Source organism: Pimelobacter sp. 30-1, from assembly GCF_018831735.1.
GTDB lineage: Bacteria > Actinomycetota > Actinomycetes > Propionibacteriales > Nocardioidaceae > Nocardioides.
The window spans coordinates 815,071-839,396 of the sequence record NZ_NHTS01000001.1 but is presented as its reverse complement, the minus strand read 5'-3'; the positions used below and the strand labels follow the sequence as shown (position 1 = coordinate 839,396).

Below are 24,326 nucleotides of genomic sequence, written 5' to 3'. Positions count from 1 at the left end.
GCTCAGCGGGAACGGCGCTCGATGCTGGGGTCGGCCGCCGCGATCCGGCGCAGCCACGACGAGCGGGTGCGCCCGGCGCGGCTGGCGGCCATGCCACGGGTGGCAAGCTGACGGCGGTAGCTGGTCTCTGCGTTGGTGAAGTAGTCGCTGCTCATGTCGTAGAGACTCGTCGTCTGAGGTAGGCACCCACATCGGGCAACCGCCTTAGGCACCCCCTCGGCCTACCTCATTTGCGAGTGGGTCGCGGGTGCGATGATGGCCCGCGATGGAGTTCGCAGAGGTGGTCCGCCAGCGCCGGATGACGCGCGCCTACGCCCCCGACCCGGTCGATCCGGCGGTGCTGGAGCGGGCGCTCGACCACGCGACCCGGGCGCCGAGCGCGGGGTTCTCGCAGGGCTGGGCGTTCGTGGTGCTCGACACCCCCGCGACGGTCCGCGGCTTCTGGGAGGCCCAGGCCGACACGAGCGCGCCGGACCGCTGGCTGGCCGGCATGATGAGCGCCCCCGTGGTGGTCGTGCCGTGCAGCCGCCGCGACGCCTACCTGGAGCGCTACGCCGAGGCGGACAAGCGGCGCGCCGGGCTCCACGAGCGCGACGAGAGCCGCTGGGCCATGCCCTACTGGCACCTCGACACCGCGATGGCCGCGCTGCTGCTCCTCCAGTCGGTCACCGACGCCGGGCTGGGCGCCTGCTTCTTCGGCCTGGTGCCGAGCCGGGTCGACGCGGTCAAGGAGGTCCTCGGCCTCGTCGACACCCTCGGCGGCCCCGGCGAGGCGCCGCACCCCATCGGCGCGATCACGATCGGGCACCCGGCACCGGACGGCTCCGGCGCGCGGGGCTCGGCGAGCCGGCGCCGCCGTACGCCGTGGCGCGAGGTGGCCCACCGCGGCCGCTGGGGAGCGGGGTGGGCCTGATGCCGCGCAAGAGCCCGGTGGTCACCCACCTCGAGTCCGGGGACCTCGACCGGCGCGAGCCGGTGCTGCCCCGGATCGCCCGGATGCTGCGGCCCTACCGCGCCAAGATCGCGCTCGTCCTGGTCGCGGTCGTCGCGTCGGCGTCGCTCCAGTCGCTGGTCCCCTTCCTGACCCGCGCGGTGTTCGACAACGCGCTGTTCCCGCTCGACGGCGGCGGCCCGCACCTGCACCTGCTGGCCTGGCTGATCGCCGGCATGTGCGCGATCCCGGTCCTGGCCGCGCTCATCGGGATCGGCCAGAACTGGCTGACCTCCACGGTCGGCAACTCGGCCATGGCCGACCTGCGCGGCGACCTCTTCGAGCACCTGCAGAAGATGGAGCTGGCGTTCTTCACCGCCACCAAGACCGGCGCGATCCAGTCCCGCCTGGCCAACGACGTGGCCGGCGTACGGACGGTGCTGACCGACACCGCGACCACGATCGTGCAGAACACGGTGACCGTGTCGGCCGCCTTCGTGTCGATGATCGTGCTGTCGTGGCAGCTCACGATCCTCACGCTGATCGTGATGCCGCTCTTCGTGCTGCTCCAGCTGCGGGTCGGACGCCGGCGCCAGCGCCTGGCCCGCCGTACCCAGGAGTCGCTCTCCGAGATGACCGCGATCACCGAGGAGGCGCTGTCGGTCAGCGGCATCCTGCTCGCCAAGGTGTTCAACCGGTCGGAGTCCGAGGTCGAGCGCTACCGCGAGGCCAACCGCCGCCAGACCCGGCTCCAGGTCGAGCAGGCGATGACCGGCCGGACGTTCTTCGCGGTCGTGCAGACGTTCTTCGCGATCACGCCGGCGCTGATCTACCTCGTCGCCGGCTGGATCATCACGGGCGGCCTGCCGGTCGGCTCCGACGCCCTGACCGCGGGCACGCTGGTCGCGTTCACCACGCTCCAGAGCCGGCTCCAGATGCCGCTGCTCCAGCTGATGCGGGTCAGTCTCGACGTGCAGACCTCGCTCGCGCTGTTCCGCCGGATCTTCGAGTACCTCGACCTCGAGCCCGCCATCACCGAGCGCCCCGGCGCGGTCGCCCTCGACCCCGACCGGCTGCGCGGGCGGGTCGAGCTGCGCGACGTCCGCTTCCGCTACCCGGAGCCCCGGGCGCTGTCCGGCACCACCAACCGCGACCGCTTCGGTGAATCTGGCGTCAGGATCGAATCTGAACCTGACGCCACCATCGGATCCGGCTGGGCGCTCGACGACATCTCGCTCGTCGTCAAGCCCGGCCAGCTCGCCGCCATCGTGGGGCCCTCGGGCAGCGGCAAGACCACGGCGACCTACCTGGTGCCGCGGTTCTACGACGTCACCGAGGGCGCCGTCCTCATCGACGGCCACGACGTGCGCGACCTGACCCTGTCCTCGCTCGCCGACGCGGTCGGGATGGTGACCCAGGAGCCGTACCTCTTCCACGGCACCATCCGCGACAACATCGCCTACGCCCGCCCGGGCGCGAGCGCGGACCAGATCGAGCGGGCGGCGCGGGACGCCAACATCCACGACCGGATCATGAGCTTCCCCGAGGGCTACGAGACGATCACCGGCGAGCGCGGCTACCGGCTCTCCGGCGGCGAGAAGCAGCGCCTGGCGATCGCCCGGGTGCTCCTCAAGGACCCGGCCATCCTGATCCTCGACGAGGCGACCTCCGCGCTCGACAACGAGACCGAGCGCCTGGTCCAGGAGGCGCTCGAGCGCGCCACCCGGTCCCGTACGACGATCGCGATCGCGCACCGGCTCTCCACGATCCAGTCCGCCGACGTCATCTTCGGGCTCGAGGACGGGCACCTGGTCGAGCGCGGCACGCACGTCGAGCTGCTGCGGGCGGGCGGCCTCTACAAGCGCCTGTACGACGAGCAGTTCTCGCGCACGCCGGCCGAGGCGCCGTGGTGCGACCCGCGGCGGGCGGACGTCCCGCTCTAGGACGCGGGCTAGGGCTCGATCAGCCCGGCCCGGATGGCGTACCGGGTCAGCTGGGTCCGGTCGTTCATCCCGAGCCGGGACAGGATGCTCGACCGGTGCTTGTCGACGGTCTTGACGCTGATCGACAGCAGCCCGGCGATCTCGCGCGAGGAGCGGCCCTCGGCGATCAGCTTGAGGACCTCGTCCTCGCGCGGGGTCAGCACGGTCTCGGGGACCCGGTCGCCGCGGGCGAGGCGGTCGAGGTAGTCGCGGACGATCGCGCCCATCGCGCCGGGGTAGACGAAGGCCTCGCCGCGGACGGCGGCGCGGACCGCCTCGACCAGGTCCTCGTCGACGACCGACTTGAGGACGTAGCCGCTGGCGCCGAGCTTGAGCGCGGAGAAGAAGTACTGCTCGTTGTCGTGCATCGACAGCATGAGCACGCGCGGCGGCTCGCGGCGCCGGCCGATCTCGCGGGCGGCCTGGAGGCCGGTCATGATCGGCATCGCGATGTCGAGGACGACGAGGTCGACCTCGACCTGGCGGAGCAGGGCGAGCACCTCGGCGCCGTCGGCGGCCTCGGCGACGACCTCGATGTCGGGCTGCAGCTCGAGGATCAGCCGGACGCCGCGGCGGACCAGCGCGTGGTCGTCGGCGAGGAGGACCCGGATCGGGGCGCTCATGCGGCGGGCACCCTGAGCCGCACGGTGGTGCCGCGCTCGCCGGAGTAGACCTCGACGGTGCCGCCGACGAGCGCGGCGCGGTCGCGCATGCCGATCAGCCCGGCGCCCTCGCGGTCGGCGGTGGCGCCGCCGAAGCCGCGGCCGTCGTCGGCGACCTCGAGCACCACCTCCTGGCCGAGCCGGAGCAGGGAGAGGTCGACCCGGGTCGCCCGGGCGTGCCGGACGACGTTGGTCAGCGCCTCCTGGGCGACGCGGTAGACGACCACCTCGACGTCGTGGCCGAGGTCGGGCAGCCCCGGCCCGAACGTACGGCGCACCGCGGGCCCGCCGTGCGCGGCGACATCGGTGGTGAGCGCGGCTAGCGCGGCGTGCAGGCCGAGGTCGTCGAGGACGCCGGGGCGCAGCTCGCGCGCCACCCGTCGTACGTCGTCGAGGCCGGTGCGTGCGCTCTCCCGGACCAGGGCCAGCTCGCCCTGGAGCTCGGCTGGGGCGCGGTCCTCGAGCTGCTTGAGCCCGAGCAGGACGACGGTGAGGCTCTGGCCGATCTGGTCGTGCAGCTCGCGGGCGATCCGGTGCCGCTCGGCCTCCTGGGCGGCGAGCGCGCGGGCGCTGCTGGAGCGGCGCTCGCGCTCGAGACGCTCGAGCATTGCGTGGTAGCTGCGCACCAGCTGGGCCCCCGGTCCGTCGCCCTCGGCCTCCAGCCGGCGTCCCTCGCCGCCGAGCTGGACCGTCGCCATCTCCCGGATCACCCGGTCGACCGGGCCGAGTGCGCTGCGCAGGAGCGCCGCGGTGACGACGAGGACCAGTCCGAGGCCGACGACGAGCACGATCGCCTCGGAGACCACGGCCTGGCGCGAGACCCGGGCCGGGGAGAACAGCAGCACCACGGTCGCGGCGCCCAGCACGGCGCCGTTGATCAGGCACACCTTCCAGTACAGGGACGTGTTGAGCAGCCGCACTCCCCTACCCTCCCCGATGCGTGGGCGCGAGGAAATGGGGACTGGACCCCATACCGCCGACGGGCGCCGGGCGGAAGCCTGGAGACATGCCGCCGCCACTCACCCGACTCCGGCGCACCCTGGGGCGTCTGCTTGCCGTCAGGGACGACGGACACCGCCCATGGGGTGAGGGCGGCGGCACCCAGACCCTGCACGTCGTACCGCTGACGGTGCGGGCACGGACGGCCGACGCCGCCGACCTGCGGATGCTGCTGGAGGTGCGGCTCGCGTCGCCCTACCCCGACCTGCCCGACGACGACCTGGAACGGATCACGTTGGCCCTGGTCATCCCCGCCACCTCCGACTGGGTACGCCGCCACGAGCTCACCGCGCTCGACGACGCCCTCGGTCCTCGCCTGCTCACCGTCGAGGACGCCGTGCGCGCGCCCATGCTCAGCCTCGGTGCCGAGCTCCTCGCCGTCGACGTGATCGCCTGCGAGCACCTGCTGGCCTCGCCGTCGGCCGAGCCCGACCAGGGAGGCCCGGATGGGCTCCGCTGAGCTCGAGCTGGCCGTCGCGACCGGGATGCTCTGCGCCGCGATCGGCTTCGCCATCGGGCTCGCGGTCGGCCGCGGACGTCAGCCGCGGTGGGCCGAGAAGGGCAGCTTCGTGCACAAGGTCTCGATCGGGTTCGCGACGCTCGACCGGCTCGACGCGGTGCTGCTGCGCTTCGAGGTCGAGGAGGAGTCGCGGCTCGCCGGCGTCGAGGTCGACGAGCTCCGGCTGCCTCCGGGTGCCGCGATCTCGCTGGTCACCCGGGGCCGCGACGCGCTCGTCCCGACCGGCCGGACCACGCTCCGTACCGGTGACCAGGTGCTCGCCGTCGCCGCCCGCGGCCAGGTGAGCGCGGTCGAGGACCGGCTGCGCTCGGTGAGCCGGTACGGCCGGCTGGCCGGCTGGTACGAGGCGCTCGAACCCAGCAGCACCGCGGCGTTCGGCGTGCGGGGGTCCGCGGCGTGATCCTCACCTCCGCCGCCCTCTCCATCTTCATCGTCGCCTATGCGCTCATCGCCACCGAGCGGGTGCACCGGGTCGCGGCCGCGCTCGGCGGCGTCGCCGCGATGGCGGTCATCGGGCTGGTCGACGCCCAGTCGGCGTTCTTCGACCACGAGACCGGCATCGACTGGAACGTCATCTTCCTGCTGTTCGGGATGATGGTGATCGTCGGCGTCCTCAAGCAGACCGGTCTCTTCGAGTTCCTCGCGCTGTGGGCCGCCCACAAGTCCGGCGGCCATCCCTACCGCCTGCTGGTGCTGCTGGTGCTGATCAGCGCCACGGTCGCGCCGATCCTCGACAACGTCACCTGCGTGCTGCTCGTCGCACCGGTCACCATCTCGGTGTGCCGGCAGCTCGGGCTGCCCTCGGCGCCGTACCTGATCTCGCTGATCCTCGCCTCCAACATCGGCGGCACGGCGACCCTCATCGGCGACCCTCCCAACATCATCATCGGCAGCCGCGCCGGGCTGACCTTCGACGACTTCCTCGTCCACTCGCTGCCGCTGACCGTGATCCTGCTGGTGCTGTTCGTCGTGATGGCGCGCTGGCTGTTCCGCAAGTCGTTCGGCGAGGTGGTCGACGTCAGCGACGTGCTCGGCGACATGCACCCGCGCGAGGCGATCACCAACATGCGGATGCTGGTGCGCTGCCTGGTCGTGCTCGGCCTGGTGATGGTGGCGTTCAGCCTGCACACGGTGCTGCACCTCGACCCGTCGATGGTCGCGATGCTCGGTGCCGGCGCGACGGTGCTCGTCTCCCGCACGGAGCCCGAGGAGTTCCTCGAGGAGGTCGAGTGGGGCACGCTCGCGTTCTTCATGGCGCTCTTCGTGCTTGTCGGCTCGCTCGTCCAGGTCGGCGTGATCGGCCGGATCAGCGAGATGGCCGCCGAGGCGATGGGCGACCGCGAGCTGCTGGCGGCGACCGCGCTGCTCTTCGGCTCGGGTGTGGTGGGCGCGTTCGTCGACAACATCCCCTACACGACGGCGACGGTGCCGATCGTCGAGGAGATGGTCGCCTCGACCGCCACCTCCGGCGCCGACAGCCCGCTGTGGTGGGCGTTCGTGTTCGGCGCGGACCTCGGTGGCAATGCGACCGCGGTCGCGGCCGGCGCCAACGTGGTCGTGCTCGGCATCGCCGCCAAGGCCGGTGAGCCGATCAGCTTCTGGCAGTTCACCAAGTACGGCGTCGTGGTCACCGTGATGACGCTGCTCGTCGCCTGGCTCTACGTCTACCTGCGCTACTTCGCGCTCGCCTAGGGCGCGCCGCCCTAGCCCAGGCCGAGGATCCGCACGCACTCCAGCGCGACGTAGAGCTCGGCCGCGTCGACGGGCCGGGCGAGGTCGCGGCCGGTGATCTCCTCGAGCCGGCGGATCCGGTAGCGGACGGTGTTGCGGTGCACGTGCAGCCGCTGGGCCGCCGTCGAGGTCGAGCCGCCGGCGGCCAGCCAGGCCCGGGCGGTGTCGAGGACGACGGTCCGGTCCTCGGGCGGCAGCGCCAGCACCGGCGCGAGGACGGCGTCGACGAGGATGCGGGCCTGGTCCGGGCTGCCCGCGAGCAGGACGGCGAGCGGGTCGGTGCCGAAGCGGGCGACCGTGGCCTCGCCCGGTGACACCGCGGCGCAGGCGACCCGGGCCTGGCGCCGGGCCTCCTGGATCTCGTCGAGCCGGCCGACCACGCTGCTGATCCCGACCCGCGCGCGGGCCAGCCCGGCGAGCACGTCGACCAGGTGGTCGGCACCGAAGCCGAGGCGCAGGGCGACCACGCCCTCCTGGTGGTCGTGGTCGAGGCGCCAGGCGGAGCGGACGTTGCGCCCGCGCAGGGCCCGCTCGACGTCGGGCAGCCCCTCGCTGCCGGGCGCGGGCGACTCGGCCGACACCACGACGTACTCGGTGGCCTGGCCGAGGTCGAGCATGCCGGCCGTCTCGCCGACGTACGCCGTCGCGTCGGCGTCGCCGTCGAGCAGCGAGCCGACGAGCACCGCCCGCATCTGGCCGTCGCGGCGGGCCCGGTCGGCCATCGCGCGGCGGTAGGCGTCGGTGACGTCGGCCGCGAGCTGGTCGCTGACCGCCCAGATGTCGGCGGCGGCGAGGAGGAGCCGGTCGCGGTCCTGGGGGTCGGCCCGCTCGACGAGCACCTCCCAGATGAACCGGGAGCCGACCCGGAAGGCCTGGAGCACGACGGCGTACGGCACGCCCTGCTCGGCCCGGGTGGTGCCGGTCTCGGTGGGGGTCTCGGCCGGCGCGACGTCGCCGGCGAGGTTGCCGAGGATGTAGCGGGCGTTGACCGTGCACGAGGCGGTGAGCTCGTCGTGGGAGACCGTCGTCCCGGCCTCGTAGACCGGGATCTCGGACCGGATCCGCGCCGCCATCGCCGCCCCGAGGGCGGCGGACTCGGGCAGCAGCCGGGCGCTGAGCTTGCGCACCTCGGGACTCACGTCGGGACCGGTCACAGGTCCGAGGGTAGGCCGCGCGTTGTGCATGCGCACAGACGATCGCCGGGAAACTCGGTGCCGCCAGCCGAAGCGCCGACCCCGTCCCCCGGCCGAACCTTGGGGCATGACCACTTCGACCGCCACGCGCCTGGCCGACGCCGCCGCGCCGCTCGACGTCCTGCTCGTCGACGCCGCCCTCGGCCCCTTCCGCCGCTTCGTGCCCGACGCGTCCACCGCGAGGTGGGCGCTCTCGCTGGCCCGCCGCCCCCGCACGACCGTACGACGCCTCGGCGGTCTCGCCGGCGAGGCGGCCCGGATCGCGGTCGGCGCCTCCGACGTCACGCCGCGCCGCGGCGACCGCCGGTTCGCCGACGTGGGCTGGACCGACAACCCGCTGCTGCGCCGCCTGGTCCAGCTCTACCTCGCGAGCGGCCGCACCCTCGACCAGCTCGTCGACGACGCCGCCCTCGACCCGCGCGACCGGCAGCGGGTCCGGTTCCTGCTGGAGAACGTGGTCGAGGCGCTGTCGCCGAGCAACGTCCCCCTGGTCAACCCCGCCTCCGCCAAGGCGGTCGTGGACACGGCCGGCCTGAGCCTGGCTCGTGGCGCCGCCCAGCTGGTCAAGGACCTCGCCGCCTCCCCGCGGATCCCCGACATGGTCGACACCTCGGGCTTCACGCTCGGCGAGAACGTCGCGGCCACGCCCGGCGCGGTCGTCTTCCGCAACGACGTGCTCGAGCTGATCCAGTACGCGCCCCAGGCCGACGAGGTCTCCGAGGTGCCGGTGCTCGTCGTCCCGCCGACGATCAACAAGTTCTACGCGATCGACCTCGCGCCGGGGCGCAGCCTGGTCGAGCACAGCGTCCAGCAGGGCCGCCAGATGCTCGTCATCTCGTGGCGCAATCCCGACACCCGGCACGCGGCCTGGGACTTCGACACCTACGTCCGGGCGATCCTCGACGCGCTGGAGGCGGTCGAGGAGGTCACCGGCAGCACGCGGACCGTGCTGGCCGGCATCTGCTCGGGCGGCATCCTGGCGAGCATCGTGGCGGCGTACCTCGCCGGGATCGGGCAGCAGGACCGGCTCACCGCGCTCGTCCTCGCCGTCACCGTGATCGACAACGCCGGCGCCGGCACGGTCGCCGCGCTCACCGACCCGCGCCTGGCCGAGCTCGCCAAGGCCCGCTCGGCGCGCAAGGGCTACCTCGACGGGCGGGCGCTCGCGGAGGTGTTCGCGTGGCTGCGGCCCAGCGACCTGATCTGGAACTACTGGGTCAACAACTACCTGCTCGGCAAGCGGCCTCCGGCCTTCGACATCCTGTTCTGGAACGCCGACACCACGCGGATGTCGGCCGGGCTGCACGCCGACTTCGTCGACCTCGCGATGGAGAACCAGCTCACCCGGCCGGGCTCGCTGAGCGTGCTCGGCGTACCGATCGACCTCGGCAAGGTCACCGTCGACAGCTATGTCGTGGCGGGCATCGCCGACCACATCACGCCGTGGGAGAACTGCTACCGCACGACCCAGCTGCTGGGCGGCGAGACCCGCTTCATCCTGTCCACCAGCGGGCACATCGCGGCGCTGGTGAACCCGCCGGGCAACCCCAAGGCGACCTACCACACCAACGACGAGCACGGCCCCGACGCGACCGCCTGGCTCAAGGGCGCGCAGACCCACCAGGGCAGCTGGTGGACCGACGTCTCGGAGTGGCTCGACGAGCGGTGCGGCGAGCGGGTGCCCGCACCGAAGGACCTCGGCTCGACCCGGCTGCGGCCGCTGGTCGAGGCGCCCGGCACCTACGTGTTCGACAAGTGACGACGCTGCGCCGGCTCACCGTCCTGGGCCACGACATCCGGGTCGCCGTACGGCCGGGGACGGAGCCGGGACCTCCGCTCCTGCTGTGCAACGGCATCGGGGCCAGCCTCGACCTGCTGCAGCCGTTCGTCGACGAGCTCGACCCGCGCGTCGGGGTGGTCCGGTTCGACGTACCGGGGGTGGGGGGATCCCCCAACCCGCGTCTGCCCTACAACTTCGCGCTCCTGGCCCACGGCATCGGCCGGATGATGACCCGGCTCGGCTTCGCGGAGTACGACGTCCTCGGCATCTCGTGGGGCGGTGGGCTCGCCCAGCAGATCGCCTTCCAGCAGCCGCGCCGCTGCCGCCGGCTGGTGCTGGTCAGCACCGCCACCGGATCCCTGATGGTGCCCGCGTCACCACGGGTGCTGCGCAAGATGGTGACGCCGCAGCGCTACCGGGACGCCGAGTACGCCGTCCAGGTGGCCGCCGAGCTCTACGGCGGGCAGATGCGCGACCGCCCCGACGACGTACGCCGGCTCATGCACGACCAGTCGCGCGTGGGCTCGCGGCGCGGCTACGTCCTGCAGCTCCTCGCCGGCGCCGGCTGGTCGAGCCTGCCCGCGCTGCCGTTCATCCGGCAGCCCACGCTGATCCTGGCCGGCGACGACGACCCGATCATCCCCCTCGTCAACGCCCGGATCATGCGCACGCTGCTGCCCGACGCCCGGCTGCACGTCTACGCCGACGGCCACCTCGGGCTCGTCACCAGCGCCGCCACGCTCGCGCCGGTCGTTGCGGAGTTCTTGCGCCCCGAGCGATAGTCGAGAGGTGGACGAGAGGGACGAGAAGGAGGAGAAGGCCGCCGCCCGGGCCCGGATCGAGCAGCAGCAGACCTGGGTCGACCTCCAGGTCCGCCAGGCGATGGAGCGCGGCGAGTTCGACGACCTGCCCGGCGCCGGCAAGCCCCTCGAGGGCCTCGGCGACACCCACGACCCGGACTGGTGGGTCAAGCGGCTCGTCGAGCGCGAGCGCATCACCGTGCTGCCGCCCGCGCTCCAGCTCCGCAAGGACGACGCCGAGCTCGACGCCGCCCTCGACCGGCTGGCCTCCGAGCGCGAGGCACGCGCCTTCGTGGAGGACTTCAACGCTCGGGTCATCCGCGCCCGCTACACCCCCGTCGACGGACCGCCGCTGATCACCCTGCCGCGCGACGTCGACGCGACCCTCGCCGCCTGGCACGAGCGGCAGGCGGCCTCGGCCGAGCGGCGCCGGGCGGCACAGGCGCTCAGCGCCGCTGCAGCTCCCAGGCGGCGCGGAGTGCTCCGCGGATGGCCGCGGCGTCGCCGCTGAGCATCGCCTGCACCTTGCGGTGCCCCTCGTAGCGCGGCGGTACGCCGAACGTCCCGGGATGCGCCGCGACCAGGTGCTCGCGCGCGACCGGGTCGGCCCGGACCACCAGCTCGTCGGCGGCGACCAGGCGGGCGACGAGGCGGTCGTCGACGTACCAGGCCGGGTGGGCGGGGGTCCCCTTGCGCCGGCAGCCCGGCAGCGAGCGCGCGAAGTCGTCGACCTCCTCGGGCGTCACCCCAGCACGCTACGCCGCGGCGGACGTCTCGGCGAGAGATCCGTCATACCCGCGAGACGTGACTCGCCGGTAGGTTGCGATCCGTGAGCCACAAGAGCGCCAAGGACTTCTTCCGACCGCTCGCCGTGGGGGCGCCGCTCCCCCTGCGCGAGATCCCCGCCCGGCCGAGCCGCGCCATCCACTTCTTCGACCCGAGCAACGAGAAGATGGCGGCCAAGATCCCCGGGATGATCGGCACGGTCGACGTGCTGCTCGGCAACCTCGAGGACGCCGTCAAGGCCGACAACAAGGTCGCCGCCCGCGAGGGCCTGGTGAAGATCGCCCAGGCCACCGACTTCGGCCCCACCCAGCTGTGGACCCGGATCAACTCCCTCGACAGCCCCTGGGTGCTCGACGACCTCACCACGCTCGTGCCCGCCATCGGCGAGAAGCTCGACGTCATCATGGTCCCCAAGGTGCAGGGCGCCGAGGACATCCACTACGTCGACCGGCTGCTCGCCCAGCTCGAGGCCAAGGCCGGCATCACCAAGCCGATCCTGATCCACGCGATCCTCGAGACCGCGCGCGGCGTGGCCAACGTCGAGGAGATCTGCGGTGCCTCCCCGCGCATGCAGGGTCTCTCGCTCGGCCCGGCCGACCTCGCGGCCGACCGCAAGATGAAGACCACTCGCGTCGGTGGCGGCCACCCGGGCTACCTCGTGCGCCAGGACCCGCCGCGCGACGCCGAGGGCAACAGCGTGATCGACGCCCAGCGCGCGGTCTTCCAGCAGGACCTGTGGCACTACACGATCGCCAAGATGGTCGACGCCTGCGCGACCCACGGGATCTACCCGTACTACGGGCCGTTCGGCGACATCGCCGACGTCGTCGCCTGCGAGGACCAGTTCCGCAACGCCTTCCTCCTCGGCTGCGTCGGCACCTGGTCGCTGCACCCGAAGCAGATCGCGATCGCCAACCGGGTGTTCTCCCCCAGCGTCGAGGACATCGCCCACGCCCGCCGCGTGGTCGCCGCCATGGGCGACGGCACCGGCGCGGTGATGATCGACGGCAAGATGGAGGACGACGCCTCCCTCAAGCAGTGCCTCGTCCTGGTCGCCCTCGCCGAGCAGCTCGCCGAGATCGACCCCGAGCTCAAGAAGACCTACGACGCGATCGAGGTGCCCGCCTGATGTCCGAGTTCAAGCCGCTGCGCTCCGTCCTCTACATGCCCAGCTCCAACGAGCGGGCCCTGGAGAAGGCGAAGACGCTCCCCGCCGACGCGATCATCTTCGACCTCGAGGACGCCGTCGCCCCCGATGCCAAGCCCGCCGCCCGCGAGGCCGCGGCCGCCGCGGTCCGGTCCGGCGAGTACGGCACCCGCCACCTCGTCATCCGGGTCAACGGCATCGGCACCGAGTGGCACGACGACGACATCAAGGCCGCCGCGGCGGCCGGACCGGACGTCGTCCTGGTGCCGAAGGTGAACTCCGCCGACGAGGTCCGCCGGCTCGTGGCCGCCCTCGAGGCCGCCGGCGCCCCCGCCCGTACGACGCTGTGGGCGATGGTCGAGACCCCCGTCGGGATGCTCAACGCGCTGTCGATCGCGACCGCCTCGGAGCGCCTCACCGGCTTCGTGATGGGCACCAACGACCTCGTCAAGGAGCTGTACGCCGAGCACGTCCCCGGCCGCCAGCCCGTGCTCACCGGCCTCGGCCTGGCCCTGCTCGCGGCCCGCGCCGCCGGCATCGTGATCATCGACGGCGTCTACAACGACGTGAAGAACATCGACGGCTTCCTCGCCGAGTGCGAGCAGGGCCGCCAGATGGGCTTCGACGGCAAGACCCTCATCCACCCCGGCCAGGTCGAGGGCGCCAACACCGCGTTCGCGCCCAGCGCCCAGGCCGTCGAGGACGCCCGCGGGCTGATCCAGGCCTGGGAGGACGGCAAGGGCTCCGGCGTCGTGACCTACAACGGCAAGATGGTCGAGAGCCTGCACGTCGAGTCGGCGGAGCGGACGCTGTCGATCGACGCGGCGATCCAGGCGCTGTCCGCCTGACCGCACCTCCGCTCGCGCCCCCGGGCCGGCCCGCCGTCACGGCAGGCCGGCCCGGGGCCTTTTTCGTGGTCGCGCCACGCCGAGCACTTCGCCGTGGCGCACTATTGCGCGAGCCGTAGTAGTGTGCGGTGCATGGACACCACCCAGCTCCTCCGCGGCGTGCTCGACCTCGCGGTCCTCGCGGTGGTCGAGCGCGAGGACGGCTACGGGTACGACGTCCTGCGCCGACTGCGCGCCGGCGGCCTTAGCGAGGTCGGCGACGCCTCCGTCTACGGGACCTTGCGCCGGCTCTACGCGGCGGGCGCGCTGACGTCGTACGTCGTGCCGTCGGACGAGGGCCCGCACCGCAAGTACTACGGCATCACCCCCGCCGGGCGCGACCAGCTCGCCCAGCAGGCCAAGGAGTGGATCTCCTTCGCCGACACCGTCACCTCCCTGCTTCCCCGCACGACAGGAGCCACGGCATGAGCGCCTCCGACGAGACCCTCGTCCTGCACCCCGACGTCACCGCCTTCGTCGACGAGGTACGCCGCCACCTGGGCGATCTCGACGACGAGACCCGCGACGACCTGCTCGGCGGGCTCGAGGCGGACCTCGCCGACCAGCTCGCCGAGGGGACGGGCGCCCCGCTGGGCGATCCCGCCGCCTACGCGGCCGAGCTGCGGTCCGCGGCCGGCCTGCCCGAGCCGCCCTCCCCGCGCCGCCTGCGCCCCGACCCGCGCCGCTGGCAGGCGCTGCCGGGCGAGCTGATGGACCGGAGCCGGGCCTGGTTCCTGGGCTACGCCGAGTCGCCGCGCCTGCGCCCCGCGTGGGACGTCGCGGTCACGCTCCGCCCGGCCTGGTGGGCCCTGCGCGCCTGGGTCGCGGTCTCCGCGATCGACGTCTACGCGGGCTCCTTCGAGCGGGTCTCGCTGATCCCGACGCTGGGCTCGCCGCTCATCGGCCTGGTGGTGCTGGCGGTCGCGGTCGCGGTGAGCGCGCTCATCGGCCTCGGGCGGCTCTGGCCCGGCTCGGGCCCCGACCGCAAGGCGGTGGCCCGCCTGCTGCTGCTCGCCGCCAACGTCTATGCCGTGGTGCTGCCCTTCGCGGCGGACTTCCAGGGCCGCGGGGTCATCGACGACACCTACGACAGCTACTCGATCGGCTGGAACGACGCGCTGCGCCAGAGCGGCGTGATGTCGAGCGGGCGGCCGGTCACCGACATCTTCGCGTACGACGCGGCGGGCAAGCCGATCGACCAGGTCCAGCTCGTCGACCAGGACGGTCGCCCGATCAGCATCCGGCTGCGCGACGCGATCCGCGACGACTTCACCGAGCGGCGCTCGGTCCCGTGCCCGGCGTACAACGGCGACACCCCCGTCACCAATGCGTTCCCGTTCGCCCGGCTGCCGCTCGTCGACGGTCGCTGCACGCCGGAGCGGGCCGCCGCCGGGGCGACGAAGCCGACGCCTCCGCTGGCGTCGCTGCCGCCGATCACTCCTGCGTGGCCGGTCCCCGAGGTCCCAGCAGCCGAGTGATCAGCTGGAGCGAGGCCCGGTCCTCGAGCCCGAGCGCCCGCACCCGCTCGACGTAGAGCCGAGCGGCCTCGCGGGCTTCACGCTCGACCCCGGAGCCGGCGACGAAGCTGCCCGCCCGGCCGCGGGTCTCGATCAGGCCCGCGGTCTCGAGCTCGCGATAGGCGCGCGCCACGGTGTTGGTGGCGACGCCGAGGTCCTCGGCGAGACGGCGTACGGTCGGCAGGCGGTCGCCCGCGCGCAGCCGCTCGTGCTCGATCTGGTCGGCGAGCTGCGACCTGATCTGCTCGTACGGCGGCACTGGGCCGCCCGGGTCGAGGACGATCACGCGGCGCCTCCCACCGACAGGACCTGACCGGCGGGGACGTCGGGCCACAGCCGGTCCCGGAAGCGGGCCCGGCCGCGCAGGGCGAGCCCCGAGGCGACGCCGGCGACGGCGATCGGGACGACCCACAGCCCGGAGGGCAGCGCGGGGTCCGCCGAGGCCAGGGTGAGCCCCAGGCAGTAGCCGGCCAGGGCGAGCTGCTGGAGCGTGGTGCGCATCCTGGCCGCCCGCCAGGCGTCCTGGAGGTAGAGGTGCGCCGCGTCGACGGCCGGCTCGGGCCGGCGGGACACGGCGACCACGGAGCCGGCGACGGCGAGCGTCACCAGCACCATCACCGCACCGGCCACCACGAGGCCCCGCTCGCCCCAGCGCACGCCGAGGCCCGCCGCACCGGCGCCGAGGAGCGCCCAGACCGCGAACGCGGCCGGCGCCGTCGGCGGGAGGTAGTCGCCGACCCGCACCGCGCGCGGGCGCGCCACGCTCACCTGTCCGGGGCGGACCGGGAAGTCGCGGCCGGCCAGCAGCAGCCGGCCGACGGCGGCGATCGGGACCACGACGGCGAAGAGGACGAGCGGGCTGGTCGCCCGGTCCGGGCCGAGCAGGAACACCGCGACGGCGGCGAGCGCGGCGACCGCCAGCACCCACCGCTCGCGCCGGTGGGCCCGGTCCACCGCGGCCATCAGCTCGGGCGCGATCCACAGGTCGTTGTCCTGGGCGAACCGGTGCCCGGCCCTCGTCAGGCTGTGCCGCGTCGGCAGCGCGAGCCAGGCCGCGGCGACCAGACCGGCCACCACGAGGAAGCGCTCGAACCCGTCCACGAGGGACATGCTACATAACTAGACTCTGTAGCAACACCCGTCAGGATCCCGCGAGCAGCTCCTCGAGCAGGTCGGCGACGACCCGCTGCTCCTGGGCGTAGGGGTGGTACTCCAGGGCCCGCTCGGCCGGGACCAGTCCGGCGACCCACGGGTCGGCGGAGCAGATGTCGTGCCCCTCGGACGCCGTCCAGACGTCGACGTAGTCGATGCCGGCCTGGGTTGCGGCGTCCTGCTGGGCCTGGACGACGCGCTCGATGAGGTCGCGGGCGAAGGGGTAGTCGCCCTTGGCCAGCGGGAGCAGGTCGCAGGTCCCGCTGGCGGGGAACATCTGGGGGTAGCCGACCATCACGATCCGGGCCTTGGGCGCGCGCTCGCGGATCTTCTTCACGGCCTTGCCGAGGCGGCGGGCCAGCGTCGTGACCTGGGACCCGAGACCGTCGCGCGCCTGGTCGCCGAGCTCGGCGCAGGGTGCGCCCTGGCGGTCCTTGAGGGCGAGGCCGACGCAGGTGGTGACGAGGGTGCCGAACGCCTTGCCGTCGTTGCCGCCGATGCTGAGGGTGACCAGGTCGGTGTCGGCGGTGAGCGCGTCGAGCTGGGGCGGGACGGGCGCGCCGTTGGGCGGGGTCTGGGACGCGGTGAGGCTCTCGGACGTTGCCCCGCCGCAGCTCACGTCGGTCAGCTCGAGGCCGAGCCGGTCGGCGAGCAGGTGGGGGTAGTTGCCGGCCGTCTGCTCGCAGCCCTGGGCGCCGGTGGTGACGCCGAGGCGCGGGCCGGCGGTGTAGGAGTCGCCGAGCGCGACGTACCTGCCCCCCTCGGCGACGGCCTCGGTCGGGCTCGCGGTCGTCGGTCCCGGATCCGGGTCGCCGGTGCAGCCGGCGAGCAGGACGCTGCCGGCGACGACGACGAGCAGACCGCGGAAGGCGGGCTTCATGCCTGCATCTCCTCCACCCCCAGGGCAATGGTCAGTGCCAGGACGCTATCGGGGTCCTCCAACCGGTCGCCGAACAGGTCGCGCAGCTGGTTCATCCGGTAGCGGATCGTCTGGGGGTGCACGAACAGCGCGGCCGCGACCTCGTCGCGCCGCCCCTGGTGGAGCAGCCAGGCGCGCAGGGTCTCGCGCAGCTTGGCCGCCGTCGCGGGGCGCAGCTCGTCGAGGGGGGCGAGGACGGCGCGGCGCAGGTCGCCGAGGGCGTCGGGGTCGGCGGTGAGCACGAGCCGGGGCAGGTGCGCCTCGGTGTCACCGGCCAGACCGAGCTGGTAGGCCCGCAGCGCCCGGTCGTACGACGCCCGTACGTCGAGCCAGGGCCGGGCCGGGCCGACCAGGCCGGCCCGGTCGCGCACCGCGCGCAGCAGCGGCGCCCGCCGCCGGCCGTGGGCGTCGGGCACCAGCAGCACCGCGGAGCCCTCGACCTCGGGGACGTCGGCGACCTGGAGGGTGCCGCGGCGTACGGACTGCATCAGCGAGCCGGTCTGGGAGTCGGGCACGATCACCGCGGTCAGCGTCGTCGGCACCGCCCACTCTGCGCGCTCGGCGGAGGCCAGCAGCGTCGGCTCGGGAGCGCCGGTGAAGAGGTGCCGGGCCAGGCGCTCCAGCATCCGCTGCCGGATCCGGCCCTCGCTGGCGGACTCGTCGCGGTGCCCCGCCACGGTGGCGCCGGAGAGCTCGTCGATGTAGTTGAAGACCAGCTCGGCGAACGAGGCCATCGTCGCGGGCTGGATGCCCTGGGCGACGGCCGCGGCGGACAGGTGCTGCCACGAGACCCGTGCCCCGATCCGGTACGCCGACAGCAGCGCGTCGATCGTGCGCCCGCTGCGGACCTCGCCCCGGCCGAGCTGGTAGGCGCCGTCGAGCGCCGAGGCCTGCGGCGCCAGCTCGTCGGGCCCGCGGCGGTCGCTGAGCAGCGAGAGGAAGCCGCCGAGGGCCACCTGGACCGCCGTCCGGATGATCTCGCCCATCGGCCCGCCGAAGGCGTCCTCGTAGGCCGGCACCTCCTGGATGATCTGCTCGACGACGTCGTCGGCGACGGCCGGCAGCTCGGCCCGGATCGCGGCCACCGTGGCCGGCGGCAGGAGCGCATCGCCGGTCCGCGACCGGCGCAGGGACCTTCGCGGCATGGAAGCGCTCCCTTTTTGTTCGTGGCGAATAAATCAGACCTGTCGATTCACCGGCTGAGGTCATGAGTTTAGCGTCATCCGCTGGGAGTCTTGGTGTTGTGAGTACGACGACCGCCGCACCTTCCGCGGCCCAGCGCCCCGCCTCGGGCCCGCGCCGGCTCCGCACCGGCCTGCGCAGCCTGCTCGACGCCGCCGTGACCCCGCTCAGCGTGGACGACCTGCTCGACCACTTCGCCCCCCTGCGCCCCGGAGCCGCTGTCGGCCTCCAGGGCCGGATCGTCTCGGTCGCCTCCGAGACCAAGGACGCCGCGACCATCGTGGTCAAGCCCGGCCGCGACTGGGACGGGCACATCCCCGGGCAGTACGTCCGCGTCGGTGTCGACGTCGACGGCGTCCGCCTGTGGCGCACCTACTCCCTGACCCACGGCCCGCGCCGCGACGGGCACATCTCGATCACCGTCAAGGCGATCCCCGGCGGTGCGGTCTCCCAGCACCTCGTGCGCACCGCGCGTCCGGGCCAGATGCTCCAGCTCGCCCAGGCCGAGGGCGACTTCGTGCTGACGCCGCCTCAGTCCGGCCAGCGCCAGAAGCTGCTCCTGGTCACCGCCGGCTCCGGCATCACCCCGGTGATCGGGATGCTGCGCAACCTCTACTCGCGCAACGAGGCCGACGCCCGCGCGGCCTACGACATCGTGCTCGTGCACTCGGCGATGAAGCGCGACGAGGTCATCTTCGGCGCCGAGCTCCGCGCCCACGCCGACGCCGGCCGGCTCCGCCTCATCGAGCGGCACACCGACACCGACGGGCTGCTCACCACCGACGACCTCGAGACCGAGGTCCCCGACCTGGCCGAGCGCACGGCGTACGCCTGCGGCCCGGCGGGTCTCCTCGACACGCTCGAGGCCTACTACGGCGAGCGCCGGCTGACCCTCCACACCGAGCGGTTCCGGCCCACCGTCGTCGACGTCGCCGCCGAGGGCGGCACGCTCACCTTCGCCGGCTCGTCCGCGGCGAACGTCGAGACCGACGGCTCCGTCCCGATCCTCGACGCCGCCGAGTCGGCCGGCGTCCTCATGCCCAGCGGCTGCCGGATGGGCATCTGCATGGGCTGCGTGCTCCCCATGAAGTCCGGCGCCGTGCGCGACCTGCGCAACGGCGAGCTCACCGTCGCGGTCCCGGGCGAGACCCACCCCGACGGCGTCAAGATCCAGACCTGCATCAGCGCCGCTGCCGGCGACTGCACCTTCGACCACTGAGGACCCGTGATGACCACGATCACCAACAAGGCCCAGAACCCCACCGCCCACCTCTCGCCCGAGGACATCGAGGCACTCGGCGCCGAGCTCGACGCGATCCGCCAGTCCGTCCTGGACGCGCGCGGCGAGAAGGACGCGGCGTACATCCGCAAGATGGTCGACATCCAGCGCAAGCTCGAGCTCGCCTCGCGCGCCACCCTGCTCGTCAGCATCTTCCCGCCCGCGTGGGTGGCCGGCACCGTCGGCCTCTCGGTCGCCAAGATCCTCGAGAACATGGAGATCGGCCACAACGTCATGCACGGCCAGTGGGACTGGATGCGTGACCCCAAGATCCACTCCACCACCTGGGAGTGGGACAACGCCTCGACCGCCGACGGCTGGAAGCACTCGCACAACGAGGTGCACCACACCTACACGAACATCGTCGGCAAGGACAACGACCTCGGCTACGGCATCATGCGCGTCGACGAGGAGCAGCGCTGGTACCCGATGTACCTCGCCCAGCCGCTGTGGAACTTCATCAACGCCTGCTTCTTCGAGTACGGCATCGCGGCCTACGACCTCGAGCTCGGCAAGAACCTGTCCAAGCCCAAGGACAAGCGCCCCGAGTCGTTCAAGAAGGCCGCCAAGGCCACGCTGCGCAAGATCCGCAAGCAGGCCACCAAGGACTACGTCGTCAACCCCGCGCTGGCGCTGCCGACCGGCTCGTTCCTGCCCGCGCTCGCCGCGAACTTCACCGCCAACGTCGTGCGCAACCTGTGGTCGCACTCGGTCATCATGTGCGGTCACTTCCCCGAGGGCGTCGAGACCTTCGAGCTCAAGTCGATCCCGGAGAAGGAGACCCGCGGCGAGTGGTACCTGCGCCAGATGCTGGGCTCCGCCAACATCTCCGGCTCCCCGCTGATGCACATCATGACCGGCAACCTGTCGCACCAGATCGAGCACCACCTCTTCCCCGACCTGCCGAGCAGCCGCTACGCCGAGGTGGCGCCCCAGGTCCGCGCGGTCTTCGAGAAGTACGGGCTCAACTACCACTCGGCGCCGCTCCCGCAGCAGGTCTACAGCGCCTGGCACCGCGTGGTCCGGCTCTCGCTCCCCAACGGCTGGCTGGCCACCACCAACGCCAAGAACCTGCCCACGCAGCTCAAGCTGCTCTACGCGCTCGCGACGGCCGACCGTCGTACGCGCCGGGTGATCCAGCTGCGGCTCGAGCGCGAGGCCCGCAAGATCGAGGCGGCCAAGGCCGCCTGAGGCCCGGTCAGGCGTCGGCGACGTACTTGTAGCCGACGCCGTAGACCGTGACGAGGTGCACCGGCTCGGCCGGGTCGCGCTCGAGCTTGCGGCGCAGGTTCATCACGTGCACGTCGACCGTGCGCTCGAGGGCGTCGTGGTCGAAGCCGAACGCGGCCTCGAGCAGGCGCTGCCGGCTGAACACCCGGGACGGCTGCTGGACCAGCGTGCGCAGGATCCGGAACTCGGCCGGGGTGCACGCCACCGGCCTCCCGGCGAGGGTGACGAGGTGCTGGTCCTCGTCGAGCACCAGCGAGCCCGCCCGGAGCACCGCGCCGCCCGGCTCGGGCCGGGTACGACGCAGCACGGCCTCGACCCGGGCCACCAGCTCGCGCGGGCTGAACGGCTTGGTCACGTAGTCGTCGGCACCGAGCCCGAGCCCGCGCACGAGGTCGTCCTCGGTGGTGCGCGCGGTCAGGAAGATGACCGGCACCTCCCCCTCCGCGCGCAGCACGTGGCACACGTCGTGGCCGTCGAGGACCGGCATCATGATGTCGAGGATCGCCAGGTCCGGCTCCCGGCGGCGGCACTCGGCCAGCGCGGCCTGCCCGTCGTGCGCCTCGACCACCTGGTGCCCGGCGCGCTCGAGGTAGGTGCGCACCAGGGCGGCGAGCTTGCGGTCGTCGTCTGCCACCAGGATCCGCGCGCCCACCCGACGATCCTGGCAGCCGGATGCCAAGAACCTGTGAAGAACCGAGCACATCGGTTCTTGACGGCCTCTTCACGTCCCGGTGGGACGGTCGCCGCATGCGAACCCCCCTCCTGCTGCCCACGCTCGCGCTCGCCGGCCTGGCGCTGACCGCCTGCACCGACGCGTCCACCCCGGCGCCGCCCGAAGCCACCGGCGCTCCCTCGTCGCAGGCTCCGGCCGCCGTGGGACCGCTCCAGGAGTACCTCGGCGTCGGCAACCGCGAGGCGGGCGGCGACGACGCCCTCGACCTGCGGATCGAGGAGGAGCTCGCCCGGTGCATGGCGGCCGAGGGCTTCGAGTACGTGCCGTACGTCGACACGAGCTTCGACGCGACGGTGACCGCCGACGGGCAGGTCCTGATGAAGCCCGCGGACTTCCCGGACCTGCCGCCCGACGAGTTCGCCGCGCAGTTCGGCTACGGCATCAGCACCAAGGACCTCGGCGCCGAGCGCAGCGCGGCGCAGAAGAACCCGAACGACGCGATCGTCGCGCGGATGAGCGTGGCCCAGCGGGTCGCCTACCACCAGGCGTTCTACGGCAAGCAGATCGCGCTCGACGACCAGGGCTACCTGGCCGGAACGTCGATCTCGAACTCCGACTCGTCCTGCTCGGGCCGGGCCTACGCGCTGGAGCCGACCGACAAGGAGCGCGCCCGGTCCGAGAAGCGGATCACCCGGGTGCAGGAGAGCTTCGCCAGTCTGCTGGACCGGGTCCGCGCGCTGCGTGAGGAGCAGGACCGCGACCCGCGGGTGAGCGCCGCGACCGCCACCTGGGGCACCTGCCTGGCCGCCGCCGGGCACCCCGGCTTCACCGTGCTCGACCAGCCCCGGGCGCACGTGCGCAAGCTCGCCGAGGGCGTGCTCGGGCCCGACCTGGACGGCACCGCTGACGCCGCGCGCCTCGCGGACCTGCGGGCGGTGGAGATCGCGCTGGCCGTCGCCGACACGACCTGCCTCGAGGCGTGGCGCATGACGTACGACGTCGTGCAGCGCGACCTCGAGGAGGCCTTCGTGCGGGAGAACCTCGCGGAGCTGGAGGCGTTCCGCTCGGCGATGGCCGCGGCGGTCGCGGATCAGGACTGAGGACCGGCGGGGAGCGAGACGGTGAAGACCGTCCCGCCGCCGGGCCGGCGGGCCGCCGCCACCGCGCCCTCGTGGGCGGCGACCAGCCGCTCGACGATCGCGAGGCCGAGCCCGCTGCCGCCCGTCTCCCGAGCACGCGAGGGGTCGGCGCGGAAGAACCGCTCGAAGACCCGCGGCAGGTGCTCCTCGGCGATGCCCTCACCACGGTCCGCGACCTCGATCAGCACCCGCGCCGCGCCGTCGCCGGCGCCGCCGGTCGTCCGGACCGCGACGCTCACCACGGCTCCGTCCGGTGAGTGCCGCACGGCGTTGGACAGCAGGTTCGCCAGCACCTGGCGCATCCGCAGCGGGTCGTGCGGGGCGGACGCCGACGCGGCGCCGGTCCGCTCCAGGACGATGCCGCGGGCCTCGGCCTGCCCGCGCATCGCCGCGAGCGCGGCCTCGACCGTGCCGACGACGTCCCCGGGCAGCCGGCGGACCTCCAGCCGTCCGGCGTCGGCCTGGGCGAGGACGGCGAGGTCGTCGACGACGTGCTGGAGCAGGACCGCCTCCTCCAGCAGCGACTCGTTCCACGCGTCGTCGCGCTCCAGGACCCCGTCGCGGCCCGCCTCGAGGTAGCCGCGCAGGTTCGACAGCGGGGTGCGCAGCTCGTGCGCGACGTCGCTGACCATCCGCCGGCGCTGCTCGTCGGAGACGGTCAGCGCCGCCGCCATCTCGTTGAACGAGCGGCCCAACCGGGCGACCTCGTCGTGCCCGGTGACCGGCACCCGGGTGGCGAGCTCGCCGGCCGCCATCTCCTGGGTCGCCGCGGTGAGCCGGCGTACCGGGCGCAGCACGCGGCGCGAGGCCAGCAGGCTGGCGACGACGGCCGCAGCGAGGATGACCACCAGCGCGACGACGATGCGCCCACCGCCGATCCGGCTGATCAGGCCGCGCTGCACCGCCCGGGTCTCGGTCACGTAGAGCACGGCGCTCGGCGCGACCAGCGGCCGCAGGTGCCGGGTCAGCGCCGAGGTCGCGCAGTCCTCCCACCCGCGGCGCTGCGCGGCGGTCAGGTCGGGCAGCTGGATCGTCACCAGGTCGGGCGGACCGTAGAGGCGCAGCACGTCGACCGGGACGTCGCGGCGGCGCAGGCAGCGGTACTCGTCGAGGGCCACGGCGTTCTGGAGGCGGGCGATGTCACCGACGGGTCCCGTCCCGGTGGCCGCGCGCGGCAGCGACCGGTCGGCGCAGTCGACGAGGACGACCGGCGTGCTCGGCAGCGCCCGCGTCCCGGCGCCGGCGGCGGACCGGCCCGAGCAGACGCCGACGGCCTGGTGGTCGCGGCGGACCGCGGCGCGCAGGCCCGCTCCGTCGGGGCGCGCCGCCAGCAGCGACGGCGGCAGCGCCAGGTCGTCGTACGCCGTGGGGGGCTGGGCGACCGCCTCGGCGAGGATCGCGGCCATGGGGTCGAGCACGGCCGTCGGCTCGCCCGGGTCGACGGCGCCGGCCGTCGTCCCCTCGTCGGAGCCGGAGCCGGAGCGGGCGAGCGGCGTGCGGTCGACGTCGGTGATCACGATCCGGCGCTCCGCCGAGGCGGCCAGCTCGGTCAGCAGTCCCCCCGCGTGCGACCAGCCGGCGCTGCCGCGGCCGTAGGCCTCCAGCCGCTGCACGATCTCCCGGTCGACGTGCGCGACGCGGACCTGCTCGCGCTCGGCGCTGAGCCGGGCGGCCTGGGTGGTGAGCAGCGCGGTCGCGACGCTGGCGACGGCGGCGACCAGCACCGAGGCGAGGATCGAGCGACCGAGCAGGCCCGGCGGGCTCACGGCTCCGGGACCCCGCGCGTCGTCACCCGGGACATCCTGGCACCGGACTGC

Annotated in this window: 26 protein-coding genes; 15 read left to right on the top strand and 11 right to left on the bottom strand. The window is 73.4% G+C overall.

Going from position 1 to position 24,326, the window contains the following annotated elements:
- Window positions 1–2: 2 nt before the first annotated feature.
- Window positions 3–155 (bottom strand): hypothetical protein, encoded by a 153-nt coding sequence (locus tag CCO04_RS03970; protein ID WP_215812775.1) that lies wholly within the window; start codon window positions 153–155, stop codon window positions 3–5.
- Between the two features lie 110 nt (window positions 156–265).
- On the opposite strand from CCO04_RS03970, the gene CCO04_RS03965 reads away from it, so the two are divergent.
- A complete protein-coding gene (locus tag CCO04_RS03965; RefSeq protein WP_215812774.1) occupies window positions 266–913 on the top strand; it encodes a nitroreductase family protein in 648 nt (215 codons plus the stop codon).
- Window positions 913–2,874, top strand: coding sequence for an ABC transporter ATP-binding protein (locus tag CCO04_RS03960; RefSeq protein ID WP_215812773.1), 1,962 nt, complete (start codon window positions 913–915; stop codon window positions 2,872–2,874). The genes CCO04_RS03965 and CCO04_RS03960 overlap by 1 nt, the downstream gene beginning before the upstream one ends.
- 8 nt (window positions 2,875–2,882) lie before the next feature.
- Here the strand turns inward: CCO04_RS03960 and CCO04_RS03955 are convergent, their stop codons facing one another.
- On the bottom strand, window positions 2,883–3,536 hold the full coding sequence (locus CCO04_RS03955; protein WP_215812772.1) for a response regulator transcription factor: 654 nt from the start codon (window positions 3,534–3,536) through the stop codon (window positions 2,883–2,885).
- Window positions 3,533–4,495 carry a sensor histidine kinase gene (locus CCO04_RS03950; protein ID WP_308281117.1) on the bottom strand — a complete coding sequence of 321 codons (963 nt, stop codon included), beginning with the start codon at window positions 4,493–4,495 and terminating at the stop codon, window positions 3,533–3,535. The genes CCO04_RS03955 and CCO04_RS03950 overlap by 4 nt, the downstream gene beginning before the upstream one ends.
- An 86-nt stretch (window positions 4,496–4,581) precedes the next feature.
- Here CCO04_RS03950 and CCO04_RS03945 point away from each other — a divergent pair, with 86 nt between their 5' ends.
- Genes CCO04_RS03945 through CCO04_RS03935 form a run of 3 tightly spaced genes read left to right on the top strand, consistent with a single transcriptional unit; the run spans window position 4,582 to window position 6,786 of the window.
- Window positions 4,582–5,034: a hypothetical protein gene (locus CCO04_RS03945; RefSeq protein ID WP_215812771.1), complete on the top strand. Its 453-nt coding sequence runs from the start codon at window positions 4,582–4,584 to the stop codon at window positions 5,032–5,034.
- Window positions 5,021–5,494, top strand: a complete 474-nt coding sequence (locus CCO04_RS03940) for a TrkA C-terminal domain-containing protein (protein ID WP_215812770.1) — start codon at window positions 5,021–5,023, stop codon at window positions 5,492–5,494. The genes CCO04_RS03945 and CCO04_RS03940 overlap by 14 nt, the downstream gene beginning before the upstream one ends.
- The gene (locus tag CCO04_RS03935) at window positions 5,494–6,786 is read left to right on the top strand and encodes an ArsB/NhaD family transporter (RefSeq protein ID WP_215812908.1); all 1,293 of its coding nucleotides are present in this window, start codon (window positions 5,494–5,496) and stop codon (window positions 6,784–6,786) included. Before CCO04_RS03940 ends, CCO04_RS03935 begins: the two co-directional genes overlap by 1 nt.
- An 11-nt stretch (window positions 6,787–6,797) precedes the next feature.
- Here the strand turns inward: CCO04_RS03935 and CCO04_RS29645 are convergent, their stop codons facing one another.
- A complete protein-coding gene (locus CCO04_RS29645) occupies window positions 6,798–7,979 on the bottom strand; it encodes a CdaR family transcriptional regulator (protein WP_215812769.1) in 1,182 nt (393 codons plus the stop codon).
- A gap of 106 nt (window positions 7,980–8,085) precedes the next feature.
- Between CCO04_RS29645 and CCO04_RS03925 the strand changes: the two genes are divergently transcribed.
- From CCO04_RS03925 to CCO04_RS03915, 3 genes are read left to right on the top strand one after another with little or no spacing between them, the layout of a single operon-like run.
- Window positions 8,086–9,777: an alpha/beta hydrolase gene (locus CCO04_RS03925; protein ID WP_215812768.1), complete on the top strand. Its 1,692-nt coding sequence runs from the start codon at window positions 8,086–8,088 to the stop codon at window positions 9,775–9,777.
- Window positions 9,774–10,580, top strand: coding sequence for a poly(3-hydroxyalkanoate) depolymerase (phaZ, locus tag CCO04_RS03920; RefSeq protein WP_215812767.1), 807 nt, complete (start codon window positions 9,774–9,776; stop codon window positions 10,578–10,580). Before CCO04_RS03925 ends, phaZ begins: the two co-directional genes overlap by 4 nt.
- A gap of 7 nt (window positions 10,581–10,587) precedes the next feature.
- The gene (locus tag CCO04_RS03915; RefSeq protein ID WP_308281116.1) at window positions 10,588–11,109 is read left to right on the top strand and encodes a DUF1992 domain-containing protein; all 522 of its coding nucleotides are present in this window, start codon (window positions 10,588–10,590) and stop codon (window positions 11,107–11,109) included.
- Here the strand turns inward: CCO04_RS03915 and CCO04_RS03910 are convergent.
- Window positions 11,045–11,344 carry a hypothetical protein gene (locus CCO04_RS03910; RefSeq protein WP_215812766.1) on the bottom strand — a complete coding sequence of 100 codons (300 nt, stop codon included), beginning with the start codon at window positions 11,342–11,344 and terminating at the stop codon, window positions 11,045–11,047. The genes CCO04_RS03915 and CCO04_RS03910 overlap by 65 nt on opposite strands.
- Window positions 11,345–11,427: 83 nt before the next feature.
- Between CCO04_RS03910 and CCO04_RS03905 the strand changes: the two genes are divergently transcribed.
- The 4 genes from CCO04_RS03905 (at window position 11,428) to CCO04_RS03890 (ending at window position 14,896) form a co-directional block, all read left to right on the top strand.
- Entirely contained in the window at window positions 11,428–12,513 is a 1,086-nt protein-coding gene (locus tag CCO04_RS03905; protein WP_215812765.1) for a CoA ester lyase, read from the top strand.
- Entirely contained in the window at window positions 12,513–13,379 is an 867-nt protein-coding gene (locus CCO04_RS03900; protein ID WP_215812764.1) for a CoA ester lyase, read from the top strand. The genes CCO04_RS03905 and CCO04_RS03900 overlap by 1 nt, the downstream gene beginning before the upstream one ends.
- A gap of 132 nt (window positions 13,380–13,511) precedes the next feature.
- The gene (locus CCO04_RS03895) at window positions 13,512–13,847 is read left to right on the top strand and encodes a PadR family transcriptional regulator (protein WP_215812763.1); all 336 of its coding nucleotides are present in this window, start codon (window positions 13,512–13,514) and stop codon (window positions 13,845–13,847) included.
- Complete coding sequence (locus tag CCO04_RS03890; protein ID WP_215812762.1) at window positions 13,844–14,896, top strand: hypothetical protein; 1,053 nt, start codon at window positions 13,844–13,846, stop codon at window positions 14,894–14,896. Before CCO04_RS03895 ends, CCO04_RS03890 begins: the two co-directional genes overlap by 4 nt.
- Here the strand turns inward: CCO04_RS03890 and CCO04_RS29105 are convergent.
- From CCO04_RS29105 to CCO04_RS03870, 4 genes are read right to left on the bottom strand one after another with little or no spacing between them, the layout of a single operon-like run.
- The gene (locus tag CCO04_RS29105; RefSeq protein ID WP_215812761.1) at window positions 14,853–15,221 is read right to left on the bottom strand and encodes a GntR family transcriptional regulator; all 369 of its coding nucleotides are present in this window, start codon (window positions 15,219–15,221) and stop codon (window positions 14,853–14,855) included. The genes CCO04_RS03890 and CCO04_RS29105 overlap by 44 nt on opposite strands.
- Window positions 15,218–16,036, bottom strand: coding sequence for a hypothetical protein (locus tag CCO04_RS29640; protein ID WP_215812760.1), 819 nt, complete (start codon window positions 16,034–16,036; stop codon window positions 15,218–15,220). Before CCO04_RS29640 ends, CCO04_RS29105 begins: the two co-directional genes overlap by 4 nt.
- A gap of 40 nt (window positions 16,037–16,076) precedes the next feature.
- Entirely contained in the window at window positions 16,077–16,967 is an 891-nt protein-coding gene (locus CCO04_RS03875) for an SGNH/GDSL hydrolase family protein (protein ID WP_215812759.1), read from the bottom strand.
- On the bottom strand, window positions 16,964–18,151 hold the full coding sequence (locus tag CCO04_RS03870) for a CdaR family transcriptional regulator (protein ID WP_215812758.1): 1,188 nt from the start codon (window positions 18,149–18,151) through the stop codon (window positions 16,964–16,966). The genes CCO04_RS03875 and CCO04_RS03870 overlap by 4 nt, the downstream gene beginning before the upstream one ends.
- A gap of 98 nt (window positions 18,152–18,249) precedes the next feature.
- On the opposite strand from CCO04_RS03870, the gene CCO04_RS03865 reads away from it, so the two are divergent.
- Window positions 18,250–19,407 (top strand): iron-sulfur cluster-binding domain-containing protein, encoded by a 1,158-nt coding sequence (locus tag CCO04_RS03865; protein ID WP_308281115.1) that lies wholly within the window; start codon window positions 18,250–18,252, stop codon window positions 19,405–19,407.
- A 9-nt stretch (window positions 19,408–19,416) separates the two neighbouring features.
- Window positions 19,417–20,658, top strand: a complete 1,242-nt coding sequence (locus CCO04_RS03860; RefSeq protein WP_215812756.1) for an acyl-CoA desaturase — start codon at window positions 19,417–19,419, stop codon at window positions 20,656–20,658.
- Between the two features lie 7 nt (window positions 20,659–20,665).
- On the opposite strand, the gene CCO04_RS03855 is transcribed toward CCO04_RS03860, so the two are convergent.
- Window positions 20,666–21,349 (bottom strand): response regulator transcription factor, encoded by a 684-nt coding sequence (locus CCO04_RS03855; RefSeq protein ID WP_308281114.1) that lies wholly within the window; start codon window positions 21,347–21,349, stop codon window positions 20,666–20,668.
- Window positions 21,350–21,444: 95 nt separating this feature from the next.
- On the opposite strand from CCO04_RS03855, the gene CCO04_RS03850 reads away from it, so the two are divergent.
- Entirely contained in the window at window positions 21,445–22,470 is a 1,026-nt protein-coding gene (locus CCO04_RS03850) for a hypothetical protein (RefSeq protein WP_215812754.1), read from the top strand.
- On the opposite strand, the gene CCO04_RS29100 is transcribed toward CCO04_RS03850, so the two are convergent.
- Complete coding sequence (locus CCO04_RS29100; protein WP_215812753.1) at window positions 22,461–24,275, bottom strand: ATP-binding protein; 1,815 nt, start codon at window positions 24,273–24,275, stop codon at window positions 22,461–22,463. The genes CCO04_RS03850 and CCO04_RS29100 overlap by 10 nt on opposite strands.
- Window positions 24,276–24,326 lie beyond the last annotated feature (51 nt).